Source organism: Halosaccharopolyspora lacisalsi (assembly GCF_014137975.1).
Lineage (GTDB): Bacteria > Actinomycetota > Actinomycetes > Mycobacteriales > Pseudonocardiaceae > Halosaccharopolyspora > Halosaccharopolyspora lacisalsi.
Genome location: NZ_JACGWZ010000006.1, coordinates 346,855 through 362,944, shown reverse-complemented (window position 1 = coordinate 362,944; position 16,090 = coordinate 346,855). Strand labels below are relative to the sequence as shown.

16 protein-coding genes are annotated in these 16,090 nt (G+C 68.1%); 5 read left to right on the top strand and 11 right to left on the bottom strand.

All coding sequences use genetic code 11. The features are described 5' to 3' along the window. Positions 1 to 105: 105 nt before the first annotated feature. A complete protein-coding gene (locus tag FHX42_RS20550; protein ID WP_182546048.1) occupies positions 106 to 621 on the top strand; it encodes a GNAT family N-acetyltransferase in 516 nt (171 codons plus the stop codon). A gap of 79 nt (positions 622 to 700) precedes the next feature. Here the strand turns inward: FHX42_RS20550 and FHX42_RS20545 are convergent, their stop codons facing one another. From FHX42_RS20545 to mbhE, 11 genes are all read right to left on the bottom strand, one after another. After that, the gene (locus FHX42_RS20545; protein WP_182546151.1) at positions 701 to 1,933 is read right to left on the bottom strand and encodes an amidohydrolase; all 1,233 of its coding nucleotides are present in this window, start codon (positions 1,931 to 1,933) and stop codon (positions 701 to 703) included. A 196-nt stretch (positions 1,934 to 2,129) separates the two neighbouring features. Then, entirely contained in the window at positions 2,130 to 2,303 is a 174-nt protein-coding gene (locus FHX42_RS20540; RefSeq protein WP_182546047.1) for a hypothetical protein, read from the bottom strand. 407 nt (positions 2,304 to 2,710) lie between these two features. Beyond that, positions 2,711 to 2,992 carry a hypothetical protein gene (locus FHX42_RS20535; protein ID WP_182546046.1) on the bottom strand — a complete coding sequence of 94 codons (282 nt, stop codon included), beginning with the start codon at positions 2,990 to 2,992 and terminating at the stop codon, positions 2,711 to 2,713. 309 nt (positions 2,993 to 3,301) lie between these two features. Continuing rightward, complete coding sequence (locus FHX42_RS20530; RefSeq protein ID WP_328796510.1) at positions 3,302 to 4,942, bottom strand: BCCT family transporter; 1,641 nt, start codon at positions 4,940 to 4,942, stop codon at positions 3,302 to 3,304. Positions 4,943 to 5,608: 666 nt separating this feature from the next. Then, complete coding sequence (gene mnhG / locus FHX42_RS20525) at positions 5,609 to 5,956, bottom strand: monovalent cation/H(+) antiporter subunit G (protein ID WP_182546044.1); 348 nt, start codon at positions 5,954 to 5,956, stop codon at positions 5,609 to 5,611. Beyond that, positions 5,953 to 6,219, bottom strand: a complete 267-nt coding sequence (locus FHX42_RS20520) for a monovalent cation/H+ antiporter complex subunit F (protein ID WP_182546043.1) — start codon at positions 6,217 to 6,219, stop codon at positions 5,953 to 5,955. The genes mnhG and FHX42_RS20520 overlap by 4 nt, the downstream gene beginning before the upstream one ends. Further along, on the bottom strand, positions 6,216 to 6,818 hold the full coding sequence (locus FHX42_RS20515; RefSeq protein ID WP_220480607.1) for a Na+/H+ antiporter subunit E: 603 nt from the start codon (positions 6,816 to 6,818) through the stop codon (positions 6,216 to 6,218). The genes FHX42_RS20520 and FHX42_RS20515 overlap by 4 nt, the downstream gene beginning before the upstream one ends. Beyond that, positions 6,815 to 8,344: a Na+/H+ antiporter subunit D gene (locus FHX42_RS20510; RefSeq protein WP_182546042.1), complete on the bottom strand. Its 1,530-nt coding sequence runs from the start codon at positions 8,342 to 8,344 to the stop codon at positions 6,815 to 6,817. Before FHX42_RS20510 ends, FHX42_RS20515 begins: the two co-directional genes overlap by 4 nt. Continuing rightward, the gene (locus FHX42_RS20505; RefSeq protein ID WP_328796507.1) at positions 8,341 to 8,748 is read right to left on the bottom strand and encodes a Na(+)/H(+) antiporter subunit C; all 408 of its coding nucleotides are present in this window, start codon (positions 8,746 to 8,748) and stop codon (positions 8,341 to 8,343) included. The genes FHX42_RS20510 and FHX42_RS20505 overlap by 4 nt, the downstream gene beginning before the upstream one ends. Beyond that, positions 8,745 to 9,311 (bottom strand): MnhB domain-containing protein, encoded by a 567-nt coding sequence (locus tag FHX42_RS20500; RefSeq protein WP_182546041.1) that lies wholly within the window; start codon positions 9,309 to 9,311, stop codon positions 8,745 to 8,747. Before FHX42_RS20500 ends, FHX42_RS20505 begins: the two co-directional genes overlap by 4 nt. Further along, positions 9,308 to 11,692 carry a hydrogen gas-evolving membrane-bound hydrogenase subunit E gene (gene mbhE, locus FHX42_RS20495; RefSeq protein WP_182546040.1) on the bottom strand — a complete coding sequence of 795 codons (2,385 nt, stop codon included), beginning with the start codon at positions 11,690 to 11,692 and terminating at the stop codon, positions 9,308 to 9,310. The genes FHX42_RS20500 and mbhE overlap by 4 nt, the downstream gene beginning before the upstream one ends. Between mbhE and FHX42_RS20490 the strand changes: the two genes are divergently transcribed. The 4 genes from FHX42_RS20490 to FHX42_RS20475 all read left to right on the top strand — a co-directional run bounded on the left by FHX42_RS20490 (position 11,593) and on the right by FHX42_RS20475 (position 16,070). Beyond that, positions 11,593 to 12,537 carry a nucleotidyltransferase family protein gene (locus tag FHX42_RS20490; RefSeq protein WP_328796504.1) on the top strand — a complete coding sequence of 315 codons (945 nt, stop codon included), beginning with the start codon at positions 11,593 to 11,595 and terminating at the stop codon, positions 12,535 to 12,537. The two genes, mbhE and FHX42_RS20490, sit on opposite strands and share 100 nt — an antisense overlap. A 20-nt stretch (positions 12,538 to 12,557) precedes the next feature. Continuing rightward, a complete protein-coding gene (locus FHX42_RS20485; protein WP_220480606.1) occupies positions 12,558 to 14,261 on the top strand; it encodes a serine/threonine-protein kinase in 1,704 nt (567 codons plus the stop codon). Positions 14,262 to 14,374: 113 nt separating this feature from the next. Continuing rightward, positions 14,375 to 15,217 carry an IS5 family transposase gene (locus FHX42_RS20480; RefSeq protein WP_182546148.1) on the top strand — a complete coding sequence of 281 codons (843 nt, stop codon included), beginning with the start codon at positions 14,375 to 14,377 and terminating at the stop codon, positions 15,215 to 15,217. A 37-nt stretch (positions 15,218 to 15,254) separates the two neighbouring features. Further along, a complete protein-coding gene (locus FHX42_RS20475; RefSeq protein ID WP_182546037.1) occupies positions 15,255 to 16,070 on the top strand; it encodes a purine-nucleoside phosphorylase in 816 nt (271 codons plus the stop codon). Positions 16,071 to 16,090: the final 20 nt, after the last annotated feature.

Genomic DNA, 16,090 nt, shown 5'->3' with positions numbered 1-16,090 from the left:
CCTCAGATGATTCACCCCGAACGGGTGAACTCCTCGAACCGAGCGGCGGTCAGCGCGGCGAAAAATCGTTTGCGCAGTTCAGAAGGCGACACCGAGACTGGCCCGGTGTTGATCCGCCGTGAACTCCCGCAGGACGCCGCAGCCGTCCACGCCGTGCACGCGGCGGCCTTCCACCGGCCCGAGCTTCCCGAAAGCACACCTCGGGAAGCTCCGCTCGTCGACGAGCTGCGCGACACCTCCGAATGGCTACCGCGGCTGTCCCTGGTCGCCGTGGAAGAGACCGTGGTCGGACACGTGGTGTGCAGCCGAGGTCGGATCGACGATCACGCGGCACTCGGGTTGGGGCCGATCGGGGTCCTCCCGGCCCACCAGCGGCGCGGGGTCGGCAGCGCGCTGATGCGTGCCGTCCTAGGCGCGGCGGACGCCTTGGACGAGCCGATCGTCGTGTTGCTCGGCTCCCCGAACTACTACCCGAGGTTCGGGTTCGGGCCTGCGGCCGAGCACGGTATCCACCCGCCGGTGGCGGAATGGGAACCCGCCTTCCAGGCATGTCCGCTGACCGGGCACGATCCCGAGGTTCGCGGCACCTTCCGGTATCCGGCTCCCTTCGACGCCCGCTGATGTCGGCGAGCCACCGATTCGTCGGTCGCGCCGTGCGAGGGACGCCGGTTTTCGGGAAAGCCGCCGCATCCGCGAGCGGTCAGTCGTCCAGGGCGGTCAACGCGGCGTGCACCATCGTGCGAACGCCGACCAGCAGAGCGCGTTCGTCGAGGTCGAAACTCGGCTGGTGCAGGTCCTTGGCCTCACCCGCGTCCGAGGTCACGCCGAGCCGGGCGAAGGAACCCGGCACGTGCTCCAGGTACCACCCGAAGTCCTCGCCACCGGAAGACTGCGGCGTGCCGGTCCGAGCCTGCTCGCCGAGAGCCGTGCCCACCGCCGCTCGCAGCAGCTCGGTGCTGTGCGAATCGTTGACCACCGGAGGCACGCCGCGCCGGTGGTGCAGGTCGTAGCCGACCCCCAGCGGGGCGAGCAAACCCTGCACGAGTTCCTCCACCAGCGGTTCGAGCTCGCTCCACGTCTCACGGTCACGCGTCCGCAGCGTGCCGCGCACGAAACCGTGCTGGGGGATCGCGTTCGGTGCCTCACCCGCGTGCACCGCGCCCCAGGCCAGCACGGTGCCGCTGCGCGGATCGACCCTGCGGGACAGCAGGGTCGGCAAGCCCGTGATCACCGTACCCAGCGCGTGCACCAGGTCCCCGGTCAGGTGCGGGCGCGAAGTGTGCCCTCCCGACGAACTCAGGCGGAGTTCGAGCAGGTCCGCGGCCGAAGTCAGCGGCCCCGCCCTGGTGCCGACCTGACCGACGGGGATGCGCGGGTCGCAGTGCAGTCCGAAGATCCGTTCCACGCCGTCGAGGCCGCCGGCGGCCAGCACGTCCAGAGCCCCACCCGGCATGGTTTCCTCCGCGGGCTGGAAGATCAGCCGAACGCGACCGGGCAGGTGCGGTGCCGTGGCCAGCGCCAGGGCCGCACCCAGCAGGATCGTGGTGTGCGCGTCGTGCCCGCAGGCGTGCGCGGCGCCTCCCACCGTGGAGGCGAAGTCGAGACCGGTCTCCTCGGCCAGCGGCAGCGCGTCGATGTCGGCCCGCAGCGCGACCGTACGCCGCGGCTGGTGGGTTTCCGGGCCGATGTCGCAGAGCAGGCCGGTTCCGCCCGGCAGGGTGCGGGGACGCAGCCCCACGCTGGTGAGCTGTTCGGTCAGCCACGCCGTGGTCTCGTACTCGGCACGGGACAGCTCCGGATGGGCGTGGATGTGCCTGCGCCAGGCCAGCACGCGATGTGCGTTGGCCTCGATCCACGCATCCAGCCAAGCTGGCCCGCGGCCCGCGGCCAGGTCCCGCGGACCGGACTCGACACCGGATGCCACGGGGGACATGGTGCTGCCGTTGTCGGCTTCCGGCCCGGCGGAACCCGAAACACCGGGCTCGTTCTCCTCGACGGCGACCGCCCCGGCCCCGACCGGCCGCTCGACGGTTTCCTGATCATCGAGGGACGACCCGTTGCGCGGATCGGGGCCACGAGAATCCAACACGGTCACGCCACGCCTCCCGACGCGAGAACTGAAACGATCATCAGCGGACACCGGGCTCGGGGCGATACCGCGAAGCGGTGAACAGTCGAGCGCACCGGTCACCGGCGGAGGCCACCGCCGGGGTCTCCAGCACCCGAGCGATGAAGCCGAGATCGTCGGCGACGCCGGCCGGAGCGCTTCGGTCGGCGCGCGGCTGTGCGGGTGCGGTACTCATGTGCACCCATTCTGCGACATCCGGCCGGACCCGCGCCGCGTCAGCCCGGTGGGAATAGTTCACCGGTAACCGCTCCGCGCCGAGCGGTGCGCGCTCTTCGGCCGAACCGTACAGCGGAGGGGGAACACCCGCGGGGGTCCCGGTGCCGACGACGGTGCCGACGACAGGGTGTGGGCCGGCATCGGTCGGGGGGCTTCCCGATGCCAGCCCACGTCTGGGGGCCTACGGCCCACAGTGGCCGAGCCACTGGTTCGCGTGCGGAGCGTGCCTCCTGCGGCACTGTGCGCTCACTGACCCGATTGCGAAAATCCCACAGGTTCGGCTTCAGGTCCAGACCACACGCGGGAAAAGTTGGGGAAATCCCCCCAAAGCAGACCCCGCTGCCGCTTTTCGACCGTGGCGAGGACTCAACTGCGCTTCCTCCACCTGATACCGATCATCGACTTGCCACGCAACTTGCGCGAAACCAGCACCACCACGATCAGCGCCGCACCGAGGCCACCGACCACGTAACGCTGTCCACTGTTCGAGGAAAGCCCCGACTCCCCGGGCTGCTTGTCACCGGACGGCGGGGCGTGCTGCTCCTGAGCCACCGCGACCACCGGTGACCCGACGAGCGTGGGAACAGGCGCGAGCACGAGACCCCAGCCGAGCGCGAGGATCGCGAGGGCGCGGACTGCACGGTTCATGACGGCGATGCCACCACCCTTCCTGACGGGCCCGATCGCGACGCGCTGCCGACCACCGCAACGCCCCACTTCCGGCCGAATGTCCATCCGATCATATTTCGTTCGACCGAGGACGGTCACGAGCGAGCCCTCCCGGATCGGAGTAACGGTGACACCTCACGTGTTCGGCGGGGCCACGCTCGGTCCCACCACGAAAACGGTGTCCCCGGCCGGTAGCCGGGGACACCGTTTGCCGCACGGAGAGGATATGGTGCGACGCCTGCGCAGTGCGGGCTCAGCTCACGCCGAAGCGAAGCGAACGCACTGACATCACCTTTCCGAGTCGGTCCCGGTCTCGTCCGTGGTGGTCCCGGTGTTTTCGGCCTCGTCCGTGTCGTGACGCGTCCCGATCGACGCCGGCACCCGGGTCGTGGTCCTGCGCAGGTCGATCAGCGGACTCGGCTCCTGCGGCGCGCTGGGCAGGCGCTCCTGGGCGAGCCCCTTGGCCAGACCGATGCACATGACCAGCAGGACGATGCAGAACGGCAGTCCCGCCACGATCGAGGCGGTCTGCAGCGCACTGAGCGCGTCGGAGCCGGTGACGGCACCGGCCGCCAGCAGGACCGCGGCGATCACGCCCTCGGTGATCGCCCAGAACAGTCGCTGCTGCCACTTCGGGTGCGGGTCACCCCCGTTGGTGAGGATGTCGACGACCAGCGACCCGGAGTCCGAGGAGGTGGCGAAGAACAGCACCACCACGACGATGACGAGCACCGAGGCCGCCAGCGAGATGATGCCGCTGACCGGGAGCTGGCCGAGCAACACGTACATCGCGGTGTTGGCACCCGCGTCGCGAAGCTCGTTGGCCGGGTCACCCAGCACCTGCTGCAACGCCGAGTTGCCGAAGATGGACAGCCACACGAAGGAGGCACCGACCGGCGCGAACAGGGCACCGCCGATGAACGAGCGGATGGTGCGCCCGTAGGAGATGCGGGCGATGAACATCCCCACGAAGGGCGACCAGGCGATCCACCAGCCCCAGTAGAACAGCGTCCAGCTGCTCTGCCAGTCCTGGGCGGTGCCGTTGCCGTTGTTGGGGAAGGTCTGGAAACTGAGCTCGGGCAGCGTCTGCAGGTAGTAGCCGACGTTGGAGGCCAGCGTGTTCAGCAGGTCCCGCGTGGGGCCGAAGAAGAACACGAAGAGCATCAGCGCGAAGGCCAGCCACAGGTTGATCAGCGACAGGTTCCGGATGCCCTTGTCGATACCCAGCATCACCGAGACCACCGCGATCGAGGTGATCGCCAGGATCAGGACGACCTGGAGGAACGGGGTGTTGTCGATCCCGAACAGGGTCTCCAGCCCGGCGCCGACCTGCTGACCGCCGAGGCCCAACGAGGTGGCCAGCCCGAACAGGGTGCCGAACACCGCCAGGACGTCGACCGTGTTGCCGATCCAGCCGTAGATGCGGTTGCCGATCAGCGGGTACAGCGCGGCGGCCGGGCGCAGCGGCAGCCCCCTGCGGAAGGCGAAGTAGCCCAGCGACAGGCCGAGCACGATGTAGATCGCCCACGGGTGCAGACCCCAGTGGTAGAACGTGTAGTCCATCGCCTGCTGGGCCGCCGCCTGCGTGTTGCCCGGGCCCGTCGGCGGCCCGGTGAAGTGGGTGATCGGCTCGCTGACCGCGTAGAAGACCAGGCCGATGCCCATGCCGGCCGTGAACAGCATCGCGAACCAAGCCAGCGTCCCGTACTCGGGCGTGGAATCATCCGGCCCGAGTCGCAGCCTGCCGTAGCGGCTGACCATGAGCACCAGGACGAAGATGACGAAGAACGTGGCGCTCAGTATGTAGAGCCACTCGAAATTCGTCGTGATGAAACTATTCACGTTACTGGCGACCGTCGACACGTTCTCCGGCGCGAACACTCCCCACAGAACGAACCCCACCACCACGATCGCCGAGATGACGAACACGGGCGGATTCGTGTGCGTACGTAAGTATTGCCTAATCACAACAAGTCACCTCCCGTAATCAAAGTGTAGCGGTACGTGTTGACCCCGAAAGATCGAAATGCGTGCTCTCGACCACTTCCGTGGTCCGCATGACGTCGTTCGAATGCACGGCCACAGACCGTAGGAAGTATAACCACTCATTTTGCGAAACCCCCTCGGAACGATATTCATTCGAAATGTCCCGAACGGACACGATCGGCTCCCCAGGGTGACTCGCCCCCGTCCTGCTCGCGTCCGGCGGACCAAACAATGTTCACGTAAACGGGTGTGACGTGGGGTTAAACGCGTCGTCTTGGCGCTCTCACCATCACAACGGTGCATTCACCGCGCAGTTGATCAATGGTGCGAGCTCATCGGAGTCCACGACACCGGCAGTGCGATAACTTACTCCCGGCGAGGCGGTTCGGTGCTACTGCCACGGTAGGCCCTCGACGTGAATCATGCACGTGGTTCCCCCGGCGTGAGTCATTCCACGGCGGCGACTCGATCAACGATCTCGGTCGGCACCGGCGAGCAGCACGTGAAGCACACAGTGAAACGGTCCCGACACATTCGGTGCCGACAATGACGTGAATCGGTCCGTTCCGGACGACCGACCGCGTCGAAACCGATCTTCGACCGGCGGAGTCACCCCGACGAGCGCTCCCGGTGGAGACGGTCCGCGAGTTCGTCGGTGTCGAGGGTGTCCCGCCGAATACTGTCGGCGCGATAGGCGGCGCGTCCCACGATCTGAGCCAGCACAGGAGCGGTGAGCAGTTGAAACAGGACAACCAGCAACAGCCCCGAGGCGGAGTGCGCGTTCATCCGCAGGGCCGCCCCGATGACGATCAGAATCAGCCCGAACGTCTGCGGCTTGGTAGCGGCCTGCAACCGCGAGACCACATCCGGGAAGGTCAGTATCCCGATCGCCCCGAACAGGCAGGAAAGCGAACCGGCGAGCAGGAACACCGCCGCGACCACGTCCGTCCACGTCACCGGTACCGCTCCTTCTTCTCCACCAGACGCGCCGCGCTGATCGAGCCGATGAAGACCAACAACGCGAACGCGGCCGCCAATGCGATGTTCGCCCCGTCCAGCTGCATCCCCATGCCCACGCAGGTAGCGGCGACGATGAGGGTCACGAACACGTCGAGCGCGATGATCCGATCCAGCGTGGTTCGCCCGCGCAGCAACCGCACCACCGTAAGCAGCCCGGCCACGCACAGCAGAGTGAACGTGATCGTGAAAACGACGGTCATCGCGTGTCCTTTCCGGTGTCCGAGAGCTCGGTCATCCGCTCCCGCTCCCCCGCGGAGCCGAATGCGCGGACCACACGCCTCTCCAGCGCGAGAACCTCGCTTCGGATCGTGGCGGGATCGGTGATCATACCGAGCGTGTAGACGTAGCAGATCCGGTTCGGCCGGTCGATCTGCAGGACGAACTTGCCCGGCGCCAGCGACAGTCCGTTGGCCAGCAGCGCGATCAGGTGATCGGAGTCGATCCGCAGCGTCACCTCGACGATCCCGGCCCTGATGCGCGGCCCGTGGCGCAGCGCCTGCCAGGAGACCCGCAGGGTGGAGCTGGCCATGTCCCAGGCCAGGTAAGCGACGAGCTCGACGACACGCAGTGGACGCAGTGCCAGGTCGGTGGAGATCGACGGTACGGGGAAAACCGACATCACCAGCACCGAGACCAGAACCCCGAAGAACACGGTCCCCGCGTCGTAAGTGCCCCACAACAGGCCCCAGACCAGGGTCAACCACAGCAGCAGCGGAAGTTTGCGCGCCACACGCGACCACCACGGCCTGCGACGGCTCACCACGCGCTCGCCGGTGCGGGAATCGGCGCGATCGGTCAAGGGTCACCTCCGAGCACCACCGTGCTGTAGGTCTCGTGCCGCATCAGATCGGCCGCCGCACGGCCGCTGATCTCGGCCAGCGGTCCCGCCGCCACGGCGATGGCCACGCTCACCGTCACCAGCAGACCGGTGGAGATGACCATGGCCCGCGCGGTCGTACCGGTACCGACCACGAGTTCGTCCTCCGGATCGGGGTCCGCCTCCGGTTTCCGTACCCGGCCCCAGAACACCCTGGTCCAGATCCGGGCCATGGCGTACAGCGTGAGCAGACTGGTCAGCACGGCACCACCGGTGACGGCGTAGGCCGACCACGTGCCCGCCTCGACACCGGCCTGCAACAACGCCAGTTTCGCCACGAAGCCGGAGAACGGCGGAATGCCCGCCAGGCTCAGCGCGGGCAGCGCGAACAGGACCGCGATCAACGGCGACGCCTTGGCCAGACCGCCCATGCGGCTCAGCGCCACCGTCCCGGTGTGGCGAGTGATCAAACCACTGACCAGGAACAACGTCGCCTGGACCGTGATGTGGTGGATCACGTAGAGAATGACACCGGTCAGCCCGGCCGTGTCGTAGACACCGAGCCCGAACAGCATGTACCCGATATGGCTGACCAGCAGAAACGAGAGCATCCGGTTGATGTCGTTCTGAGCCAGCGCCCCCAGCGCGCCCACGATCATGGTGATCAGCGCTATCGCCAGCATCAGCCGCCAGCTCTCGTTGTGCGCGAACACCAGCGTCTGGGTGCGGATCATCGCGTAGATGCCGACCTTGGTCAGCAACCCCGCGAACACGGCGGTGATCGGCGCGGGCGCGTTCGGGTAGCTGTCCGGCAGCCAGAAGTGCAGCGGCACCATCGCGGACTTGACCCCGAACACGATGAGCACGATCAACCCGAGCGCGGTCTGCAACCCGTCCGGCAGTTCCGCGACCCGCTGCGCCAGATCGGCCAGATTGACCGTGCCCGTCGCCGCGTAGACCAGGGCGATCACGGTGATGAACAGCAGTGACGAGGTCAGGCTGACGATCGTGTAGGTCATCCCCGCGCGGATGCGGGTGGCCGTGGCCCGCCGGTTGATCAGTACGTACGACGACGAGAGCATGATCTCGAAGGCGACGAACAGGTTGAACAGGTCACCGCTGAGGTAGGCCAGCGACACCCCCGCGCACAACACCAGGTAGATCGGGTGGAACGTCGTGCTGGAGGCCCCTCGTCCGTAGTCGGTGATGCGCTGCCCGATCGAGTAGAGCAGTACCGCGAAGGTCACCACCGACGAGACCAGCAACAACAACACGGCCAGGCGGTCGGCGACCAGGGTGATCCCGAACGGAGCGGGCCAGTTGCCCACCTGCAGAACCACCGGACCGAACGTGTCGGCGACGTAGAGCAGCACGGCCGAGTCGACGATGAGCACCCCGAGCACCACCATGCCGAGCACGCGTTGCACATCGGCGAAGCGACCGAACGCCAGCGACAGGCCCGCGGCGGCCAGGGGCAGCAGTATGGGCAGCGCGACCAGAAGGGTCACTGGGTGGCCTCCGATTCCGTGTCGTCCTCGGACTCGGCGAGCCTTCGCTCCATCCGCCGGATGCGACGGTCCTCGACGTCGTCCTGCACCTCGTCGTGCCCGAGCAGCACCCAAGAACGGTAGGCCAGGGCCAGCAGGAACGTCGTCAGGGCGAAGGTGATGACGATGGCGGTCAACGCCATCGCCTGCGGAAACGGGTCGGCCATGTTCTCGGGCGCGGCTTCGCCGACCATCGCCGGCCGACCCGGCGGCCCGCCCGCCAGCTGCAGCATCAGGTTGGCACCGTGACCGATGATCACGATACCGAGCAGGATGCGCATCAGCGACCGCTGCATCAGCAGATAGAACCCGGCCGAGTACAGGCCCCCGAGCACGATCGCCATCGTCAGGTTCACCGTGGTCACGACTGCTCCCTTCGCGCCGCGGCCGCGTTGGCCTCGATCCCGGAGCCCAACGTCCGCAGCAGATCGAGCACCACGCCGAGGAGCAGCAGGTACACGCCGATGTCGAGGAAGAGGTTGGTCACGAGCTTGATCTGGCCCAGCACCGGCAAGGTGAACTTGTAGATGTCGCTTTCCAACACCACCTCGCCGAACAGCAGGGGGGCGAAGCCGGTCAGCACGGCGATCGTCAGCCCGACACCGATCAGCACCGGGGGCCGCATCGACAGGGTCGAGCTGTCGTCCAACCGGCCACCGGCGAGATGGCGCAGCACGAACGCCTGACCGGCGACCAGCCCGCCGCTGAACCCGCCACCGGGGTGGTCGTGCCCGGCGAACAACAGGTAGAGCGAGAACACGATGACGGTGGGGAACACGATCCGGGCGGCCAGCTCCAGCAGCACCGTGCGCTCACGCTGATCACGGCAGTAACCGGACAGCAGCCATCTCTCGGCCGGGACGTCCCACTCGGTCCAGGAGTCGGAATCCTCCGCGGCCGGTTCGGGTCGGTGATCACGCTCGGTCATTCGCGCGCCTCTTCCCGCCGCGAGTCGTGGTCGTCGGCCGTGGTTCGATCGGTGGGTTTCGCGGCGCTCCCGGATCTGCCCGGACCGCGTCGTCGCCGCCGCTGGTACCGCGTGGCCAGTACCAGGCTGGCCACGCCCGTCGCGGCCACGGCGAGTACCGCGATCTCGCCCACGGTGTCCAGGGCACGGAAGTCGACGATGATCGCGTTGACCACGTTCGTCGCGCCCGCGCCCTCCTCCGCGTGGGCGATGTAGTACCGGCTGGCCGTGGGAGGGGCTTGCCGGGCGGAGCTGAACAGCAGGGCGGCCACGGCCATGAACACGCCACCGGCGACGGCGATCACCACCTTCGGCACCCGCAGTCCCGGAGCCGGTTCCGACTGGACGAACCGGGCGGGCAGCCGCCGCAGCACGAACACGAACGCCACCATCGTCAACGTCTCGACCAGGAACTGCGCCAACGCCAGGTCGGGGCCACCGTCGACGATGAACAACCCGCCGATGCCGTAGCCGATCACGCCGACCAGCACCACGGCCGTCAGGCGGCGGCGTGCACGGACCACCCCCGCGATGGCGATCAGGATCACGACCGCCAACGGAATCTGCAGCAGCCGGTGCCACACCGGCACCGCGTCCGGCAGACTCGCACGAGTCAGCAGGACCGAGCCCGGAACCACGAGCACCGTGATCAGGATGATGCCGAGGTAGGTCGGTAACGAACCGACCTGTATCCGGCCGGTGACACCGACGGCGGTGCGCTCCAGCAGCGCCATGATCCGCTCGTAGGCACGCTGGGCCGTGAACGGCTTGGGCAGCCGAGCGCGCAAGTTCGTGACCCGCTCCCGTGCGGCGTGCAGGGCGACACCACCCGCCAACGCGATCGCCGAGAAGAGCAGCGGCAGGTTGAGTCCGTGCCATAACGCCAGGTGGTAGGGATCGGCGCCCGTGCCGTACGTGTCGGCGTAAGCGCTGCTGAGATCGTCGGTGATCGGGTAGGCGACGCCGAGGACGATCCCGGCGACCGCCGGGACGGCCGCGGGCAGCACCAGCCCGGCCCCGGCGGCGATCGCTTCGGTGGTGGTCTGCCGGGGCTTGTCGGCGAACGCCCCCCACAGCAGCCGCGCGCTGTAGGCGACGGTGAACACCGAGCCGAGCAGCAGCCCGGCTTCGATCACCGTGCTGCCGAGGCCACCGTGCAGGAAGGCCTCGAACGCGGCCTCCTTGCCCAGGAATCCCACCGCCGGAGGCAGACCCGCCATCGACACCACCGCGACCGTGGCGGTGGCGGCCACCCAGGGCAGCCGCTTCCACAGCCCGGAGAGTTCGCGGATGTCGCGCGTTCCGGCCTGGTGGTCGACGATGCCCACGACCAGGAACAGCGCCGCCTTGAACAGACCGTGCGCGAGCAGCATGGAATCCCCGGCGACGGCGGCGGTGCGGGTCCCCGTACCGAGCAACACCATCAGAAAGCCCAGCTGGCTGACCGTGCCGTAGGCGAGCAGCTTCTTCAGGTCGTACTCGTGCAGCGCGCGCCATCCACCGACGATCATGGTCGTCACGCCGAAGACGGCGGTCAGCACCCACCAGTGCGTCACTCCCACGAACACCGGCGTCAGCCGGGCCACCAGGAACACGCCCGCCTTCACCATCGACGCCGCGTGCAGATAAGCGCTGATCGGCGTCGGCGCCACCATCGCCGCAGGCAACCAGTTGTGGAAGGGGAGTTGCGCGGACTTGGTGAACGCGCCGACCAGGATCAGCACGGCCGCGACCCCGACCCCGGCACCACGCGGAGGGTTCGCGACGAGTTCGGAGACCCGGTACGTGCCCGCCGACTCGCCGAGCACGATGAAGCCGAGCAGCATCACCAGCCCGCCCAGCGTGGTCACCAGCAGTGCCTGCAACGCCGACCGACGGGACTCGCGGCTGATACCGGCCTGCCCGACCAGCAGGAACGAGCAGATCGTGGTCAGTTCCCAGAAGACGTAGAGGGTGATCAGGTCGTCGGCCAGGACCAACCCCAGCATCACCCCGGCGAAGGCCAGCAGCAGCGGCGCCGAGCGCTTGCCGTCCGGGCTGTCGCGACCGAAGTAGTACCGGGAGTACAGCAGTACGAGGGCACCGACGCCGGAGACCAGCAGCGTCATCGCCAGTGCCAACGGGTCCAGGCGTAACGCGATCTCCAGATCGATGCGGGGCGCCCAGGCCAGGGTTTCGACCACCTCCCGCCCACGCAGCACCGGTCCGATGTGGACGAGTGTCCAGGCGAGAGCGGCCGCTGGTGGCAGTGCCGCGAGCGCGAAGGCCAGCCGCATGGCACGCACCGCGACGAACGGCAGGGCCACGGCCACCAGCAGGTGCGCGAGCACCAAAACGAGCAAGGGCACCTCCTGCGGACCGGTCTGTCGATCCTGCGAGCGACGGGGTCACCGGACAACCGGGATTGTTCGTCACCCGCGGCGACGCCACCACCGCGCCGGAAACGACCCGTGCGCGCCGAGAGCCGGATGGTCCCCCTGGCCGGTCCGATCGGTGTCCAACTTATCCGAAATGCCGACGCACCACATCGGTACCCCCGGCCTTCCGAGCGGAGTCGGGGCCGGTGGAACGCGTTTTTCGGCGCGGCGAAACAGGTCACACCTTACAGGGATCGAGTCAGGACAACGGATCACCGTGGGAAGGTTCACGACGTGTAACATGCCTACAATACATACCGGGTCGGAACGAGCACTTCAGGTGTTCACGCGCCGTCGGGACTCCGGTCCATAACGAGGTCCTGCCCAGTGCTCCGATCGAAGGCCTCCGGCGCTCGCCGGACGCGGCCGCGTCCGGCGAGCTCGCCGAACTGTGCGAACGCCACGGCATCCGCGTCGTCACGGTCTTCGGCAGCGTCGGACGCGGCGAGGACCACCCGCGCGACCTCGACGTCGCCGTCATGACCGAGCAGGACGCCGACTTCGACCTGCTGCAAGCTCGCTCGGACTTCGAGGACCTGACCGACGTCCACGACGACTTCGACTTCGTCCACCTCAACCGGGGTGTCCCGGCAATCCGCGAGAACGCCCTGATCGGCAGCAGCTCCTTGTACGAGCGCCACCCCGGTATACGACTCGAAGCAGGGATCGCGGCCGTCACGGAACGCATGGACACCGACTGGCTCCGTCGGCTCACATGGACGAGCAACTCGGTGCTTCGGACGGGTGACCGACTGGAGATCACGGACTGACACCGGTGGACAATGGAGGCGTGTCCGACTCAGAGGACGCCCCCGAGGGCACCCCCGAACAGGGCCGGCTGATCAGCGACCGGTACCGACTGGACAGCAGGCTCGGCGGCGGAGCGATGGGCAGCGTCTGGGCCGGCACCGACGTGGTGCTGGGCAGACCGATCGCGGTGAAGGCGGTGCGGCTGCCACCCGGCGTCCCCGACGCGGAGGCCGCGGAACTGCGCGAGCGCACCCTGCGGGAGGCGCGGGCGATCGCCGTGGTCTCGCACCCGAACGTGATCACTCTCTACGACGTGGCCCGCGACGACGGCGAACCGTTCGTCGTCATGGAACTCATGCCCTCCGAGAGCCTGGCCACCGTCGTGAACGAGCGCGGCGCGCTCGACGAGCAGCAGCTCGCCGTGCTCGCCGACTCCGTGGCCGCCGCGCTGGAGGCCGCGCACCGCGCCCGCATCGTCCACCGCGACGTCAAACCCGGCAACGTACTGCTCGGTCCGGATGGTCGGATCAAGCTCAGCGACTTCGGGATCTCCCGCAACCTCGGCGAACCGACCCTGACCCGCACCGGCATCATGCTGGGTACCCCGGCCTTCATCGCTCCGGAGGTGGCCGCGGGTGAAACGCTGACCTTCGCCGCCGATCTGTGGGGGCTCGGCGCGACCCTGTTCGCCGCTTCCGAGGGGTGTCCGCCCTACGACACCGACGACAACCCGATGGCCACGGTCACTTCGGTCGTGCGCGGACCCGTACCCCTACCGTCCCGCACCGGACCGATCGGCGAGGTCATCACCGGCCTCATGGTCAAGGACCCGCAGCAGCGGCTACAGCTGCACGAGGTGCGACGTCGGATACAGCACGCGCTGCCGGAGCCCGGCTCGCATCCTCTCGAGGGGCTGCTCGATCCGGAGACGCCGACGGTGCGTGCGCTCGAACAGGTCGGATCCGACTCGGACCGGACCGATGACGAACAAGAGCGGACTTCCCAGCCGGAGCAGCAGGCCCCGGCGCTGGCCGATGATCCGGGGCCGTTGCCGTTCACCCCCACCCCTCCCCCGCCGAAGCGCCGTTCGCCCTGGGCGGTGACCGCGCTGGCCCTGAGCGCCGTGCTGGTGTTCGCGCTGGCGCTCGGCGCGGGCTTCACGGGCAGTCGCGCGTTGCTGGGATACGACCCACTACCGAGCCCGCAGGCATCCCAGGATCAGCTCCCCAGGCTGGTTCCGCGTTTCAGCACGGCCAAATACCCGGCGGACGGCGGCGAGGGGAACTTCACGGTGCCCGTTCCCGTGGAGTGGGCCGAGTTCCACAGCGTTCGCGCCGGCCCTCCCACCGAGAGCGTGGCCGTCCACTTCGTGGCACCCGACGGGCGCACGGACCTCGTCGTGGCGCATTTCGACGGCTACTACTCCGACGGCTACACCACGCAGGGATACATCAACACGTTGCCGAAGATCTTCGGAGGTTCCGACAAGCTGTTCCGACTGGGAGCGAACCACCCCGTGCCGAGCGACACGGGGAAACGGCCGGACCGGCAGTTGAGCTTCACCACCGAGATCCGGGGAGTCTCGACCACGTCGGACCCGTCGACACGCCGTCATTCCCTGATGCGACTCATGCCGCACCAGGGGGATCTGTGGATCCTGCGAGTCACGGTCCCCGACGCCGATGTCGCCTTCGGACACTCCCTGTTCGGCAGCGCCCTGCGCGGATTCGCCCCGCTCCCCTGATCTCTTGGTTAAGAGCTCGCGCAGATTGGGTGGCGGAGTCGGCCCGGGAGGTGACGCAGGCACGGTCTCGGTGATCATGAGGTTGCTGACGCCCCGTGATCATCGGAGAGACCGTGCCTGCCGTTCCATCATGGCTTACTGACCCGTTGTGGGACCAATTCGCCGCACTGCTGCCCGCCCGGCCTGAGTTCGCCGCTGGGCATCCGCTGCGTTGTCACCGCCGCCGCATCCCAGACCGGATCGTGTTCGACAAGCTGCTGCAAGTGCTGCGGTTCGGCTGTTCCTACCAGGGCATTGCCGACACGACCTGTTCGGCGAGCACCATCCGCAACCGCCGCGACGAATGGATCAAGCTGGGTCTCCTCGCCCGGCTCAAACAGATCGTGCTGGAGGCCTACGACCGCATCGTCGGTCTCCTGCTGGAAGACATCTCCGTCGACGGGTGCATCACCAAAGCCCCTGGCGGCGGCGAGATCGCAGGCCCCTCTCCGGTCGACCGGCGCAAACAAGGCATGAAGCGCTCCCTGCTGGCCGAGGGCTACGGAATCCCGCTCGGGCGGGAACTGGCCGGGGCCAACCGCCACGACTCCCCGCTGCTGGCACCCACTCTGGACCACCTCGGCGATCTCGGCCCGCTACCCGCGGACATCACCGTGCACCTGGACTCCGGTTACGACTCCGGCAAAACCCGGGACGTGCTGACCGGCCGCGGCCTGCACGGCGAGAGCGCCCGCAAAGGAGACAAAGCACCAATCCAGGCCAGCCAGCGTTGGCATGTAGAACGCACAAACGCCTGGCACAACGCCTTCAACCGCCTCCAACGCTGCTACGAACGCCGCAAAACCGTCGTCGACGCGTTCTTCGACCTCGCCGATGCGATCGTCACTCTCCGTGCCCTGATCCGTAAAGCCTGGACCACCCACCGCTGGGACAACCGACCATCCCGGCGCCCATGAAGATCACCAAGTTGCGCGAGCTCTAAGCTGGTCGACTGTGACGTCTTCGACACCCGAGACCCCTGATCCCGCCGCGACGGCCAGCGCCGCGGCGGCCACCCTAGCCGAGCTCACCGGTGCCACCCACCACGACCTCGCCGTCGTGCTCGGCTCGGGATGGCAACCGGCGGCCGAGGAGATCGGCACTCCGGACACCGAGCTGGACATGCCCGAAATACCCGGCTTCGCACCTCCTGGGGCGCACGGGCACAGCGGCAGGATCCGATCGGTCCCGGTCGGTGACAAGCGGGTCCTCGTGCTGCTCGGACGTACCCACCTCTACGAGGACGTCGGGGTCGACAAGGTGGTGCACGGGGTACGCACCGCGACCGCCGCGGGCTGCCGAGCCGTGCTGCTGACCAACGCGGCGGGCGGCCTGCGAGCGGGGATGCGGGTCGGCCAGCCGGTCCTCGTCAGCGACCACCTGAACATGACCACGCGCTCTCCCCTGGTCGGTGCCCGTTTCGTGGACCTCACCGACCTGTACGCGGAACGGCTGCGCGGGATCGCCCGCGACATCGACCCCTCGCTGGAGGAGGGCGTGTACGCGGGGCTGCCCGGACCGCACTTCGAGACCCCGGCCGAGATCCGCATGCTGCGCACCCTCGGCGCCGACCTCGTCGGCATGTCCACCGTGCAGGAGGCGATCGCCGCGCGCGCCGACGGCGCCGAGGTCTTCGGCCTGTCGCTGGTGACCAACCTCGCCGCCGGCATCACCGGGGAGCCGCTGAACCACCAGGAGGTGCTGGAGGCCGGGCAGGCCTCGGCCACGAGGATGGGCAAGCTGCTGCGGTCGCTGACCGAACGAATCTGACTGCGCGCCCGCACCGGGAC

Bases quoted from the DNA above. Each gene is read 5' to 3' on its own strand.
- FHX42_RS20545 (WP_182546151.1), bottom strand. From the start codon at position 1,933: ATGTCCCCCGTGGCATCCGGTGTCGAGTCCGGTCCGCGGGACCTGGCC.
- FHX42_RS20540 (WP_182546047.1), bottom strand. From the start codon at position 2,303: ATGAGTACCGCACCCGCACAGCCGCGCGCCGACCGAAGCGCTCCGGCC.
- FHX42_RS20535 (WP_182546046.1), bottom strand. From the start codon at position 2,992: ATGAACCGTGCAGTCCGCGCCCTCGCGATCCTCGCGCTCGGCTGGGGT.
- FHX42_RS20520 (WP_182546043.1), bottom strand. From the start codon at position 6,219: ATGACCGTCGTTTTCACGATCACGTTCACTCTGCTGTGCGTGGCCGGG.
- FHX42_RS20500 (WP_182546041.1), bottom strand. From the start codon at position 9,311: ATGACCGAGCGTGATCACCGACCCGAACCGGCCGCGGAGGATTCCGAC.